We start from the raw sequence: 12,098 nt of genomic DNA, 5'->3' as shown, positions 1-12,098 counted from the left end.
CCCGATCAACCCATTACACAACAGGGAGAAATCGACAATGAAGATCCGATCCGTTTCGCTGGCCATGCTGGTGAGCGCAAGTGCCGCGCTGATGTCCGCCTGCGTGGTCGAGCCCGTGCGGCCACCCCAGCCCGCGCCCGTCGTCGAGGTGGCGCCGCCGCCGCCCGCGCCCGGCTATCGGTGGGCGAAGGGGCATTACCGGTGGGCCGGCAATCACTGGGCGTGGGTGCCGGGGCACTGGGTCGCCGTGTACTGACACGGCACGCGTGTCGACGCGTCGCGCGGCGAGCTCGACATGCGTGCGGCAAGCAATCGTGCGAAGTGCAACCACGACGCGTTTGGGGCGGGCTCGACCTCGTTCACCGAGTCGCGGTGCGCCGGCCAGGTGTTCAGTCCCACCCGATCCGGTGCTTTTCCTCCGTCTCGCGATGCCGCCAGTCGTCGTCCGCGTGAAGATACTGGCTCGTCGTCGTGAGCGACACATGCCCGAGGTTGTCGCGCACGAGCCGCAGGTCGACGCGGCCGTCGGCCATGTGCGAGCCTGCACTGTGGCGTAGCCAGTGCGCGGACGCCTGTTCGAGCACGCGCGCCGCCTGTTCGCCGGCTTCGCCGTTCGCGCGCAGCCGATCGGCCGCGTACCGGAACACCTGCTTCACGATCCGGTGCAGCGCCGCGCGCGTGAGCGGCTTGCGCGTCTGGCCGACCGGGAGCACGAGCGGCGTCGGTTCGCCGGCACGCGGCAGCGCGGGCAGGCCATGCGCGCGCCGGTAGCGCGACAGCTCGGCCATCATCTCGTCGGTGGCCGGCACGAGCCGCTGCCGGCCGCCTTTGCCCGTCACGTCGAGCCACCAGCGCTCGTGCCCGCTCGCGTCGCGCCGGCAGAAGAACTGCCCCATCGTCGTATCGGCTGCTTCGGTGATGCGCAGCCCGCCGAGATACAGCAGCGTGAAGAGCCACCGTGCGCGATCCGCATGGACGCATGCGCGGGCATCGTCGCGCGGCATCGCGGCGATCGCGTCCTTCACCGATTGCCACAGCGGCTGCCCGAGATGACGCGTGACCCGCGGCGCGGGCCGGCGCTGCCGCTGTCGCGACAACGCGAGCGGGTTGCCGGCCAGATAGCCGGCCTGCACGAGCCACGAGAACATCACGTTCAGGATCACCAGCGCCTGTCGCTGGCTGGCCGCCGACAGCGGCCCGTAAAACGGCCGCCAGCGCGGATTGTCGCGCGGATGCTTGCGGCCGCCGTTCGCGCACCACAGGTCGGCCGGCGCAGGCGCGAGCAGGAATTGCCGGTAGACGACGAGATCCTCGTGCGTGAGCGACGACAGCGGCTTGCCGCACGCGATCACGGCCCACAACAGCAGGCGCTCGGCTTCCTTGCGGTAGTTCTGGAAGGTGGTCGGCGTATCGACGAAGCGGGCGAGCCACGCGCGCACGGCGTCGAGGTCGTTGGTCGCGGCGATCTGCGGATGCGCGCTGCCCGAGCGGTTGGTGCCCGTGCGTCCGTCGAGTGCGGCCGGCACGGCGAGCGTATCGATCGGCAGCGGGCGCAGCGCGGTGTCGGACGAAGCGGATGACGTCATGCGAAGGAAACGCGCCGCGCGAGCCGCGCGGGCGTGGCCGGGCGAACGAAGGCAGCGCGCCAAAGCGTATCGGGAAGCGTCGATGGTACACGATCACTACCCGGTGAAGCGGCCGTCGATGGCGATCGCGTGGCCGGTGACGATGCACGCCGCGGGCCCGGGAGGCGGTAACGTATCGGCTCGCACGCGACATCCGACAAACCGGAATGGCCGAACGCGTTCTGCAAGGTGTTGGTGAACCTTCTCGCCGGGTGGCTCGTCTAATTGGCCCTGCAAAGCTCCCAGAGGCATGCCCGATGATTCACAAGACCCGAACGCTGCTTGGCGCGGCCGCCATTGCCGGCAGCATGCTCGTCGCCGGATGCCAGACCGACGCGGCGGCCACCGCGCCGAATGCCGCTCGCCCGGCCGACGGCGAGCCGGTGACCAAAACCGTCTACGTCGCGCCGCAGTCCGCGCGCTGCACGGGCGTCGCGCCGATGGAGTGCCTGCAGGTGCGCAGCAGCCCGGGCGAACCATGGAGCCTGTGGTACGCGGGAATCGAGGGGTTTGCGTACCAGCCCGGCTACCTGTACACGCTCGAAGTCGACGAATACCGCGTCGCGCGGCCGCCGGCCGACGCTTCGTCGATCCGCTGGGTGCTCAAGCGCGTCGTCGAGCGCCGCCAGGTGAACTGACGGCCGCGATCACGCGGAAGGGCGCGCCGCGGTACCGGCCGCCGGCGCGGCCGTATCGATCCGCCGGAACACGACGGACGACAGCAGCGTCACCGCACCCATGCAGGCAAACGACAGCATGAACCCGTGCGCCGTCGAGCCCCGATAAGCGGCGAACAGGTTGATGAGCCCGCCGCCGATCGACACGCCCAAACCCATCGCGAGCATCTGCATCATCGTGAACAGGCTGTTGCCGCTGCCGGCGTCGGCATGCGACAGCCCCTTGAGCGTCACGCCGTTCATCGCCGCGAACTGCATCGAATTCGCGGCGCCGAACACGATCAGCAGCGCACCTTCCAGCATCGGCGCGGGCCGCGCCGACACCAGCGCGAACCCCGCGATCGCGCAGCCGACGATCCCCGTATTCACGACCAGAAACGCCGCATAGCCGAAGCGCTTCACGAGCGGCGCGATCCACCGCTTCGCGATGACGCCCGCGATCGCGGCCGGCAGCATCATCAGCCCCGATCGCAGCGGCGTATAGCCGAGCTGCACCTGCATCAGCAGCGGCAGCATGAACGGCACCGAACTCGTGCCGATCCGGCACAGCAGGTTGCCCAGCAGCCCCGACCCGAAGTTCGGCTCGCGGAACAGCCCGAGGCGGAACAGCGGCTGCGTGCGTCGTCGCGCGTGAGGCAGGTACGCGAGCGCGCTCGCCAGCCCGAGCCCGGCGAGCGCGGCCGCCCACGCGGCGCGATGCGCGGACATCGGCGGGTCGATCGCCAGCGACAGCGCGATCATCGCGGCCGACAGCAACGCACAGCCGACGAAGTCGAACGGCGGCGGCTGCGTCGCCTGGTCGTGCGGCAGGTAGCGCTGCACGGCGATGAAGCCGACCACACCGACCGGCACGTTGACGATGAACACCCAGTGCCACGAAATCGCCTGTGTGAGCCAGCCGCCGAGCGTCGGCCCGACGATCGGGCCGAGCTGCCCGGCGATCGACACGAACGCGATGGCCGCGACGTACTGTTCGCCCGGCACGCGGCGCAGCACGGCGAGCCGCCCGATCGGCAGCAGCATCGACCCGCCGATGCCCTGCACGGCGCGCGCGACGACGAGCTGGCCGAGCGTGTGCGACGCCGCGCAGCCGATCGACGCGAGCACGAACACGAGGATCGCGACCGAGAACACGCGGCGCGTGCCGAACCGGTCGGCGAGCCAGCCGGATGCCGGCGTGAGCATCGCCATCGTCAGCGTGTAGACGACCACGACGGGCTGCATCGCGAGCGGCGACGCATGCAGGCTTTGGGCGATCGAAGGCAGCGCCGTGTTGACGATCGTCGTATCGAGCGACTGCATGAAGAAGGCAGCGGCGACGATCCAGAGCAGCGCGGAATGTGTGGGTTCCCGGGACATGGCGAAATCGATGGTACGGAAGTCCGGCGTGAGCGGCGCCGCTGCATGGTCGGACGGCGGCGGCCGGACGTCGGTCGCCCGATGGTACCGATTCCGCTCGTCATCGGGAAGCGGTCTCGCCGACCGCATCGACGACATGTTCATCGTCGGACGGACGGTGCTCGATGCGGCGGACGCGCGTTCGCTCGGGCGCGCGGCGAGCCGGGCGTGCGTCGTTGCGCGTGGCGATGAACGGATGCTCGACGTAGCGGTAAGTCAGCAGCGCACACAGGACGGCAATCAGCGCGCATGCGAGTGCGAGCGCCCAGATGCCCGAGTCGCCGGCCGAATTGATCGGGAAAACGAACTTGTTGAACGCATGGATGATCATGTACACGATCACCATGTGGATCATGTAGATGCTGAAACTGGTGGTGCCGAGCAGCGCGAGCGGCCGGGTCTTGAGCACGCCGTAGAACGTGTTTCCGCTGGCGATGCAGAGAAACACCGGAAGCAGCGGCAGCGCGCCTTCGATCGAATAGCGTTCGGCCGGGGACGGAGACGTCGCGAGGATCAGCAGCGCGACGGTTGCCGCCGGTTTCGTGGCCAGCCGCGCGCGGATCGCGGGATGTCGCGACACCTCGTAGGCCACGGCGCCGAACGCGAACAGCAGCGCCATGCCGCCCGGCGGCCCGTACAGCGCGGCGCAGGCCGTGACGATCGCGAGCGCGAGCAGCTTGCGCCACGCACGCGTGGCGACGAACCACGCGAGAAACGGAACGGCGACGTAGAACCGCCATTCGTAGGCGAGGGTCCACCAGACGCCGCTCAGATAGGGCGTGCGCTCCGCTCCGTTGATCGGGAACGCGCCGAACCAGCCGAGCGAAACGGTCTTGAGCAGGTCGGCCAGCAACTGCGTCGGTGCGCCGACGGCGTTGCGGGGAAACCAGTAAAGCGTGCATGCGCCGATGACGGCCGCGTAAAACAGATAGAGCGGCGCGAGGCGCCGCACGCGTCCGACGAAGAAAGTCCGCACGTCGAGCGTGCCTCGGCATGCACGTTCCCAGAACAGCAGCCCGGTGACCATGAAGAACATCGCGACGGGGATCGTCCCGAGATTGCGCAGGAATTCGGTGCCGGCGCCCCAGACGCCGGTCGACAGCAACGCCTGGTTGCACGCGAAGTGATGAAAGACCACGGAGGTGGCCAGGATGCCGCGGAAACCGTCGAGATTGCGATAGCGCATCGACAGCGACTTGTCGACGGCCGATCGGTAGAACGGCACGTGTCGGGCGACGAGCCACGCGATGATCGCCACGGCCGCAAGGCAGGCCGGGAAGTAGAGTTTGTCGGGTGTCGGGGAGAAGAGGGTTTCCAGCGTTGGCGTAACAAGGTCCACTGAAGAGCGTCTCGTGTCTTGGATCGGGATTTCAGGCACGGAGGGTCCGCGTCGATGCAAGGTCTTCTGCGCGCTTCGCACGGCGTTCGATCGCCGGTCTTGTGGTCTGATGGTATCAAACGATAGCGATGCCCGCGGCCGGTTATGCAACACGATGTTTCAGCGCGAATCGACGCGACGGGCCGCGGTCGTCGCGCATGTCGCCGACGAGGGCTGCGCCGCAAATTGCGTTCCTCGCGGGCCAACGCGCATCGTGATCGATGGGCGCCACACTGGCCGTTCGGCCGGCTTCCACATCGTCCCGCTCCGGCTTACCTTGAGCGACAGCAGGTCGATGCGTCGGGCCAGCGGCGAAAGGGGGCGGATGCTCGCCGTCCGTTGCCGCGGGTTCGCGTCGACTCCCGTGTCCATCCGGTTACAAGGGTGATAGCAACGCTTGCAATTTACCCTCGTGACGCTATCATTGATAGCAAATCTGGATGGAGGTACTCATGGCAAATCTTCTGGTGCGTAACGTGGATGACACTATCGTTCAAAGCCTGCGTGAGCAGGCAGCGGCCAACGGCAGGAGCGCCGAGGCCGAACATCGAGCCATTCTGGCCGAAGCGCTCGGTCGGCCGAAGCGGCGGACATTCGCGCAGGTGCTGATGAGCATGCCGGAGGTTGGCGAAGACGCGGATTTCCAACGTGTTCAGGATTCAGGCGAGGTCGGCCGTGTTTTTGATTGATACGAACGTCATCAGCGAAATCAGGAAGGGCAAGCGAACCAACCGTGGCGTGCGGGCGTTCTTCAGGCAGGCCGAAGCCGACGCGAGCCCGCTTTACCTGTCGGTCGTGACGGTGGCCGAGCTGCGGCGCGGTGTCGACCTGATCCGTCATCGCGGCGATCACAGTCAGGCGTCGGCGCTCGAGGCCTGGGTGGCGATGATCCTGTCCGGCTATGCGCCGAACATCCTGCCGGTCGATGTCGAGACCAGCCAGATGTGGGGGCATTTGCGCGTGCCGGATCCGACGCATGAGCTCGACAAGCTGATCGCGGCCACCGCGCTGATTAACGATCTGACGGTCGTCACGCGCAACGTCGACGATTTCGCGCGCACCGGCGTCCGGCTGCTGAATCCATTCGACTAGCGTCGCAGGGGCGGTCCACCATCCCGAGAAGCCGGGACGGGCGGCGGTCGGCACGCCCGACGCCGGCTCCCGTGGCAGGGCCAACACGGCAGCTACATGTCACGCTCCGAGCATCGAAACGCCTCCGGCGTGCCTTTCGCGCAGCAATCCTCGTCTTTTAGCGCTCGCTTTCCTCGTCCCCGACAGACGATGTAACGCCACATCGGCCCGGCCAGAATCCTTCACGAACAACGGATATGAATCAGGAGGCGGCCGGCATGATCGACGTCCGTGCGCGGGTTATGTCGTCGAGGTGTCGCGCGTCAATGCGTGGCACTGCTATGCAGAAGACGTTTGCACGTCTTTCCTCCGAAAGCCGGCGAATCTGCTTTTCAGCGCGAGCGCTGGCTTCTCTACGAGGAACCACGAAGCAGCGGCGAGTGGGGTGACGATCGCGACGGTGAAAAGAGATAGCTTGGTCGGGCCGATGCCGGTTCCGAAGTGCCATACCAGAATCTGTTGCACGAGGAACGCGTAGATATAAACGCCGTACGAAATGTCGAAGCGGTTCAGGAAGGCCAGCCTGGGCAGGCGTTCCGCCGCGAAAATGACAACGAACGGCAGCAGCAGGTTGAAGGCGTACGCCCTGATCTTCCAGTCTGAATGGGACGCGAACAGATAGAAGGGCAGCAGGGCCAGCAAGACCGAAGCTGTCCACAGGATCCAGCTACGCGGCAAGGTTACGGTCGCGAGAAACGCTCCTCCCCAGAAGAACACGCCAAGGCGAGAAAGCTGGAAGGTGTTCACGCCGATCAAATTGTTCCCTTGCCAGAGCAAATCACCCATCAGCGCCACGTAACAGCCGACCAGCATCAGCAATAGCCCCTTCCAGTTCAATGCTCCGGCCCACGATACGCCAAGCAGCATCAGATAGCACGTTACCTCGAGCGACAACGTCCAGAGCGAGCCGTTGATGACGGGAACCGGGTTCGTCGCGAAGAAGTGGGGGAGTGTCGGGACGAGCTGGTACATCGACAGGTTCGTCATGTATTCGAGCCACTCAGGCAACCACGTATGCGTCATGATCGGGCCGGCGACGAAGATCGTCAGCAGTAGCAAAACCGCCAGGCCCGGGAAGATGCGCAGCGCGCGGTTGCGCAGATAGACGATCGAATTCGGGTTCCGTTGCAGCGACTTACACACAAGGTACCCGCTGATCGCGAAGAACGCGCTCACACCGAACTCACTGAACTGCGGGAAGCCATGCGCCTCAAGCCAGTCATGCGGCAGTCCGAGCACGACGTAGCTGTGGGTGACGATCACTGCATATGCGGCCAACAGACGCAGGAAGGTGAAGGCGTTTTGGTTATTGGAGGTCATGGTAAGGTTTCCGGTCTTTCCGGCACATATGGTAACCAGCAGGCATGCCGTTCAGAAGCATATGACAAATGCTTGATTTTACTGACTGCAAGGCGCAGTGTCCGACTGGAATTTTTGAGCCAAGACGACATCACAGGAAGGGCAAGCGAACCAACCGTGGCGTGCGGGCGTTCTTCAGGCAGGCCGAAGCCGACGCGAGCCCGCTTTACCTGTCGGTCGTGACGGTGGCCGAGCTGCGGCGCGGTGTCGACCTGATCCGTCATCGCGGCGATCACAGTCAGGCGTCGGCGCTCGAGGCCTGGGTGGCGATGATCCTGTCCGGCTATGCGCCGAACATCCTGCCGGTCGATGTCGAGACCAGCCAGATGTGGGGGCATTTGCGCGTGCCGGATCCGACGCATGAGCTCGACAAGCTGATCGCGGCCACCGCGCTGATTAACGATCTGACGGTCGTCACGCGCAACGTCGACGATTTCGCGCGCACCGGCGTCCGGCTGCTGAATCCATTCGACTAGCGTCGCAGGGGCGGTCCTCCCGTCCCAACAGACGATGTAGCGCCCTTGGCCGGCCGGCATCCGGCGCAGCGCCCGAGGGTCCGCGCTTGTGCGCTGCACCAAAAGAACTTGACGAAACGGCCGCGACCGCGTAGTGTCCGAGACCGAAGTCGTCAAGAAGTTCGATTGCTCATCATTGGCCGCACACCGTGCGGCAGTCGTTGGTCTCTCCCTCTTTGATTCTTTCTGTGCCCGTCACGGGCGCATCTTCATCATTCGTCATTTGTATTAAGGAAGTATTTGTGGATACCGGTACCGTCAAGTGGTTCAACGAAACCAAGGGCTTTGGTTTCATTTCCCCGGACAACGGCGGCGACGATCTGTTCGCCCATTTCTCGGAAATTCGCGGCACGGGCTTCAAGACCCTGGCCGAAGGCCAGAAGGTCAGCTTCGAAGTGAAGCGCGGCCCGAAGGGTCTGCAAGCGTCGAACATCACGCCGCAGTAAGCCGCATCGGCATCGGTCGCCCATCGGCGACCGCTGCCGGATAGCGTATCGCGCGGGCGCCGCTCGACGGCAGCCTGTGCGTTCCGATGCGCACGACCGATGCATCGCGACATTCACGATGCATCGGTCGTGACGCCTCCCTCATCGCATGCCTGACCGCATGCGACGCAACGCCCTCGTGAAATGCATGCCGTTTCGCGAGCGCATCACCGCTTGAACGCATCAACCCGAGCAGACCGCCGCCATGCCGTAGCTGGCGCGGTCCCGACTTGCGCGGCGCCGCTGGCGCCGCAGCCACCGACCGCCCGAACGTCGCAACGCGCCGGGCACCGATCGCAAGACTGGCCCGAGGGCCCGTCTGAACGAACCGATCCCGGCCGCTTGCCGGCCGCCGTCCCGTTTGCGGGAGCCGGCGCCGGGCAGTCGCCGCGGCCGCGGTCAATCACCTTGTCTGGAGGAATTGGTTTGGCAAAAGAAGAACTGCTGGAACTGGACGGAATCGTCGACGAAGTGCTGCCGGACAGCAAATACCGTGTCACGCTGGAAAACGGTGTCGTGGTCGGCGCGTACGCGTCGGGCCGCATGCGCAAGAACCACATCCGCATTCTCGCGGGCGATCGCGTGACGCTGGAACTGTCGGTGTACGACCTTACCAAGGGCCGCATCAACTTCCGGCACAAGGACGCGAATTCCCCGCGTCCGCCGCGAAGCGGCCAGCCGCGCCGCTAAGCGGCCACGATAGGTGCGCAGCGCGCACCTATCGTTCCCCGTCCGGTCTCGTGGCCGGACGAACCGGATGAACGGCACGCGGCGTGCCGTTCGTCGGTAGTCGGCGGCGCTGTCGCGCCGCGGCTTCTTCTCGCGGCTTCTTCTGTTTCTCCCGCCTTTACCGGCGCCGCGTGTGCCGAGCGCGCATGTCACGCGTCATGCCGACCGCTGTACGGCAACTGCCGCCACCGCCGCGCCCGTCAATTGAACCGCCGCGCCGGCGAACATCGCCACCCGCAGGCCGGTCGCGCCGCCGTGCATGGCGGCGAATGCCGTGCCGAGCACCGCGATCCCGAGCGTCGCGCCAGTCATCCGCGCGACGTTGACGAGCGCGCTGGCGGTGCCCGAGCGCGCCGCGTCGACGGCGCCGACCGCAACGGTCATCAACGGGCCCGTCGCGATTCCCATCCCCAGCCCCGTCAACGCGAGGCCGATTTCTGCGCCGAACAGGCTCGACGCGTCCGCCGACGCGCCGATCGCAGTGAGTCCGCTTGCGATCACCGCGACACCGCCGGCCGTCGTCGCGCGCGTGCCGATGCGCTCGGAAAGCGGCCCCGACCACGGCGATACGACGACGAACACGAGCGCCATCGGCAACAGCGCAAGGCCCGCGCCGATCGAATCGAGGCGGCCGACGCTCTGCCACGTCAGCGGCAGCAGAAACAGCACACCGTACATTCCGAACGTCATGCCGGTGGTCGCGGCGATCGCGCCGCGAAACGCGCCGATCCGGAAAATATCGAGCGGTACCAGGGCGGCTTCGCCGTGGCGGCGCTCGATCGCCACGAACGCGACGAACGACGCAATCGCGATGCAGCCGGCGATCGCGCATGCGGCCGGCGCTTCGCGGAACACGATCGCCGCATACGCGAGCGCGCCGAGCGCGAGGGCGCCCGCGACTTGCGCGGCGCCGTCGAAATGCCGGCCGTGCGGATCGGACGACTCGGGCACGGCCGGGACCGCGAGCAGCATCGCGGCGATGCTCAGCGGCACGACGACGAAAAAGATGCTGCGCCAGTCGAAGTGCCGGATCAACACGCCACCGAGCGTCGGGCCGATCGCCATCGCGACGCCATTGCATGCGGCCCAGATGCCGAGCGCTCGACCGCGTTCGACCGGGTCGCGCCACACGACGCGCACGATCGCAAGCGATGCCGGCAGCAACAACGCGGCGCCGACGCCGGCCAGCGCGCGTGCGGCGATCAGCACCGACACCGACGGCGCCAGCGCGCACAGCAGCGACGCGATCGTGAAGATCGTCGTGCCGGCCATGAAGATGCGGCGGCGCCCGTACAGGTCGGCGAGCAGGCCACCCGTCAGCAGCAACACCGCGTACGTGAGGTTGTAGCTGTCGACGACCCACTGCAATGCGCCGACACCGGCATGGAAATAGGCGCCGATCGCGCGCGTCGCGAGATTGACGACGGCCGTATCGACCTGGGCGACGAGCACGGCGATGCATAGCGTGAGCAGCGTCACGCCGCGGCGTTTGGGGGCGTGGTCGGCGAGTGCGGCGGTATCGGTCATGGCGGCGTTCCTCGGCAGGCGCTCGTGCAACCTTGAGCGCGGCCTGCTGCCAGCGTCATGTCAGCAGGCGAGGGCATCACGCGGTGCAAGCGCCATGCCCGCACCTGCGCATGCGCTCCGGTCGCCACACGCGTTCAGGATCGCGAGTGCGTCAACGGCCTGCGTCTACCCTCATCCGGTCGCATACCACGACGAGCGTTTTCATCGGCATGGTTGTCCGCGTACTTAGGCAAGATAATCGCCGAGCCCATCGGTTTTGATGAACACCGATGCGCGATTGCCGTCGGGCGCGCAACCGTGCTTCAGCGAATGCGTCGATGTTTCCGAGCGTGACCGGCGCGATCGCGCGCAACGACTCGGTGGCGACGATTTCGCCGTACGCTGCCGATGGCATGCATGACACCGCGTACACCACCGGCGCCGATACCGGATCGATTGCGTCGCGCCTCGCCATTGGCTTAAGATCGTCGCGAGATCATCCCACGCCTTCAGCGTCAATGAAAAAGAGCATAAGCCTGCGGGTCGCCGTCATCGCTTCGGCCGTTGCCGTGTACAGCGTCTACATGCACATCCAGCAGTTGATCAGCGGCTGCATGTGGGTCAGGGGCCATCAGCGCTGCAGTTTCGAAAACAGCACGAATTTCGAGGGCTGGATGGATCTGGACCTGATGATCACCTGTTGCTGGGTCGCCGCGGCGGTGGTCGGGTGGATTTCCGTTGCGCAGGGCGCGAAGAAGCCGGGTTAGCGACGTCATGCACGTGCTGCTCGATCAAGCAGGCTCGACATCCCGCTCGACCGGATCGAATCTGTCAATTCGTGACAACGCGCATGGGCTCGCGAGCGAAGCCGGCGCGCTCGACGCATTCGGGCCCGAAACGAACGCCTGATTCCGCGGCCGGCGCGCGACATCATGGCGATCTCCGGCGACAGGCGTCGCATCGCGCACTGCGCGAGGGGAGGTTCACGTGCAATTTCCGACAGGATCGGTGGTCGCGCTCAGCTCGGCCGCGGCGACGATGTTCTCGATGGGCATGCTGTTTCTCGGCTACTGGGGATTGCACGAAGCGCTGCCCTGGCGATACGGCGACTTCGTCGTGATCGTGCCCGCGCTGGCGGGTTTCGCGTGCCTTGCCAGCGTGCCGTTTCTCGCAACATCGCCAATGAAAACGCCCGACGACGAGTCGCGAATGTTCGTCGCGCGACGCGTGTTTTTGTGCGGCGCGGGTGCGGTGTGGTGTGCGATCGTCGCGTCGCTGTTCGTGTGAGAACGGGG

The 12,098-nt window shown here is 66.2% G+C and carries 16 protein-coding genes; 10 read left to right on the top strand and 6 right to left on the bottom strand.

The window, feature by feature from the left end:
* The first annotated feature begins 37 nt into the window (after nt 1-37).
* Nucleotides 38-256, top strand: coding sequence for a YXWGXW repeat-containing protein (locus QZM15_RS03150; RefSeq protein ID WP_059585069.1), 219 nt, complete (start codon nt 38-40; stop codon nt 254-256).
* Nucleotides 257-389: 133 nt separating this feature from the next.
* On the opposite strand, the gene QZM15_RS03145 is transcribed toward QZM15_RS03150, so the two are convergent.
* Nucleotides 390-1,586, bottom strand: coding sequence for a tyrosine-type recombinase/integrase (locus tag QZM15_RS03145; RefSeq protein ID WP_302105785.1), 1,197 nt, complete (start codon nt 1,584-1,586; stop codon nt 390-392).
* A 296-nt stretch (nt 1,587-1,882) separates the two neighbouring features.
* Between QZM15_RS03145 and QZM15_RS03140 the strand changes: the two genes are divergently transcribed.
* Nucleotides 1,883-2,263: a DUF4377 domain-containing protein gene (locus QZM15_RS03140; protein WP_302105784.1), complete on the top strand. Its 381-nt coding sequence runs from the start codon at nt 1,883-1,885 to the stop codon at nt 2,261-2,263.
* Between the two features lie 9 nt (nt 2,264-2,272).
* On the opposite strand, the gene QZM15_RS03135 is transcribed toward QZM15_RS03140, so the two are convergent.
* Both QZM15_RS03135 and QZM15_RS03130 read right to left on the bottom strand, forming a co-directional pair.
* The gene (locus tag QZM15_RS03135) at nt 2,273-3,661 is read right to left on the bottom strand and encodes a DHA2 family efflux MFS transporter permease subunit (RefSeq protein ID WP_302105783.1); all 1,389 of its coding nucleotides are present in this window, start codon (nt 3,659-3,661) and stop codon (nt 2,273-2,275) included.
* A 100-nt stretch (nt 3,662-3,761) separates the two neighbouring features.
* Nucleotides 3,762-5,039: an acyltransferase gene (locus tag QZM15_RS03130; RefSeq protein WP_367033536.1), complete on the bottom strand. Its 1,278-nt coding sequence runs from the start codon at nt 5,037-5,039 to the stop codon at nt 3,762-3,764.
* Between the two features lie 491 nt (nt 5,040-5,530).
* Between QZM15_RS03130 and QZM15_RS03125 the strand changes: the two genes are divergently transcribed.
* A complete protein-coding gene (locus QZM15_RS03125) occupies nt 5,531-5,767 on the top strand; it encodes a hypothetical protein (RefSeq protein ID WP_059585143.1) in 237 nt (78 codons plus the stop codon).
* Nucleotides 5,754-6,170 carry a type II toxin-antitoxin system VapC family toxin gene (locus tag QZM15_RS03120; RefSeq protein WP_179231777.1) on the top strand — a complete coding sequence of 139 codons (417 nt, stop codon included), beginning with the start codon at nt 5,754-5,756 and terminating at the stop codon, nt 6,168-6,170. Before QZM15_RS03125 ends, QZM15_RS03120 begins: the two co-directional genes overlap by 14 nt.
* Before the next feature lie 318 nt (nt 6,171-6,488).
* On the opposite strand, the gene QZM15_RS03115 is transcribed toward QZM15_RS03120, so the two are convergent.
* The gene (locus tag QZM15_RS03115) at nt 6,489-7,529 is read right to left on the bottom strand and encodes an acyltransferase (RefSeq protein WP_302105781.1); all 1,041 of its coding nucleotides are present in this window, start codon (nt 7,527-7,529) and stop codon (nt 6,489-6,491) included.
* 161 nt (nt 7,530-7,690) lie between these two features.
* Here QZM15_RS03115 and QZM15_RS03110 point away from each other — a divergent pair, with 161 nt between their 5' ends.
* The 3 genes from QZM15_RS03110 (at nt 7,691) to infA (ending at nt 9,258) form a co-directional block, all read left to right on the top strand.
* Nucleotides 7,691-8,044, top strand: coding sequence for a type II toxin-antitoxin system VapC family toxin (locus QZM15_RS03110; RefSeq protein WP_230943795.1), 354 nt, complete (start codon nt 7,691-7,693; stop codon nt 8,042-8,044).
* A 281-nt stretch (nt 8,045-8,325) separates the two neighbouring features.
* The gene (locus QZM15_RS03105; protein ID WP_006483056.1) at nt 8,326-8,529 is read left to right on the top strand and encodes a cold-shock protein; all 204 of its coding nucleotides are present in this window, start codon (nt 8,326-8,328) and stop codon (nt 8,527-8,529) included.
* 465 nt (nt 8,530-8,994) lie between these two features.
* Nucleotides 8,995-9,258 carry a translation initiation factor IF-1 gene (gene infA / locus QZM15_RS03100; RefSeq protein WP_006483034.1) on the top strand — a complete coding sequence of 88 codons (264 nt, stop codon included), beginning with the start codon at nt 8,995-8,997 and terminating at the stop codon, nt 9,256-9,258.
* 195 nt (nt 9,259-9,453) lie between these two features.
* On the opposite strand, the gene QZM15_RS03095 is transcribed toward infA, so the two are convergent.
* Together QZM15_RS03095 and QZM15_RS33965 are read right to left on the bottom strand one after the other, a co-directional pair.
* Nucleotides 9,454-10,824 carry an MFS transporter gene (locus QZM15_RS03095; RefSeq protein ID WP_302105780.1) on the bottom strand — a complete coding sequence of 457 codons (1,371 nt, stop codon included), beginning with the start codon at nt 10,822-10,824 and terminating at the stop codon, nt 9,454-9,456.
* A 151-nt stretch (nt 10,825-10,975) separates the two neighbouring features.
* Nucleotides 10,976-11,218 (bottom strand): hypothetical protein, encoded by a 243-nt coding sequence (locus tag QZM15_RS33965; RefSeq protein ID WP_367033534.1) that lies wholly within the window; start codon nt 11,216-11,218, stop codon nt 10,976-10,978.
* A gap of 103 nt (nt 11,219-11,321) precedes the next feature.
* Here QZM15_RS33965 and QZM15_RS03090 point away from each other — a divergent pair, with 103 nt between their 5' ends.
* From QZM15_RS03090 to QZM15_RS03080, 3 genes are all read left to right on the top strand, one after another.
* Complete coding sequence (locus tag QZM15_RS03090) at nt 11,322-11,570, top strand: hypothetical protein (protein WP_059585077.1); 249 nt, start codon at nt 11,322-11,324, stop codon at nt 11,568-11,570.
* 7 nt (nt 11,571-11,577) lie between these two features.
* Nucleotides 11,578-11,712 carry a hypothetical protein gene (locus tag QZM15_RS03085; protein ID WP_257220614.1) on the top strand — a complete coding sequence of 45 codons (135 nt, stop codon included), beginning with the start codon at nt 11,578-11,580 and terminating at the stop codon, nt 11,710-11,712.
* Nucleotides 11,713-11,790: 78 nt separating this feature from the next.
* Complete coding sequence (locus QZM15_RS03080) at nt 11,791-12,090, top strand: hypothetical protein (RefSeq protein WP_302105779.1); 300 nt, start codon at nt 11,791-11,793, stop codon at nt 12,088-12,090.
* Nucleotides 12,091-12,098: the final 8 nt, after the last annotated feature.

The sequence above is a fragment of the Burkholderia sp. AU44665 genome (assembly GCF_030504405.1).
GTDB classification, from domain to species: Bacteria; Pseudomonadota; Gammaproteobacteria; order Burkholderiales; family Burkholderiaceae; genus Burkholderia; species Burkholderia semiarida.
The sequence above is the reverse complement of the archived record's forward strand: the minus strand, read 5'-3'. Positions and strand labels throughout refer to the sequence as shown.

Excerpts from the sequence above, each read along its gene's own strand:
- QZM15_RS03140 (WP_302105784.1), top strand. The coding sequence starts at position 1,883 with ATGATTCACAAGACCCGAACGCTGCTTGGCGCGGCCGCCATTGCCGGC.
- QZM15_RS03125 (WP_059585143.1), top strand. The coding sequence starts at position 5,531 with ATGGCAAATCTTCTGGTGCGTAACGTGGATGACACTATCGTTCAAAGC.
- QZM15_RS03090 (WP_059585077.1), top strand. The coding sequence starts at position 11,322 with ATGAAAAAGAGCATAAGCCTGCGGGTCGCCGTCATCGCTTCGGCCGTT.
- QZM15_RS03115 (WP_302105781.1), bottom strand. The coding sequence starts at position 7,529 with ATGACCTCCAATAACCAAAACGCCTTCACCTTCCTGCGTCTGTTGGCC.
- QZM15_RS03150 (WP_059585069.1), top strand. The coding sequence starts at position 38 with ATGAAGATCCGATCCGTTTCGCTGGCCATGCTGGTGAGCGCAAGTGCC.
- QZM15_RS03145 (WP_302105785.1), bottom strand. The coding sequence starts at position 1,586 with ATGACGTCATCCGCTTCGTCCGACACCGCGCTGCGCCCGCTGCCGATC.
- QZM15_RS03095 (WP_302105780.1), bottom strand. The coding sequence starts at position 10,824 with ATGACCGATACCGCCGCACTCGCCGACCACGCCCCCAAACGCCGCGGC.
- QZM15_RS03135 (WP_302105783.1), bottom strand. The coding sequence starts at position 3,661 with ATGTCCCGGGAACCCACACATTCCGCGCTGCTCTGGATCGTCGCCGCT.
- QZM15_RS33965 (WP_367033534.1), bottom strand. The coding sequence starts at position 11,218 with ATGCCATCGGCAGCGTACGGCGAAATCGTCGCCACCGAGTCGTTGCGC.
- QZM15_RS03085 (WP_257220614.1), top strand. The coding sequence starts at position 11,578 with ATGCACGTGCTGCTCGATCAAGCAGGCTCGACATCCCGCTCGACCGGA.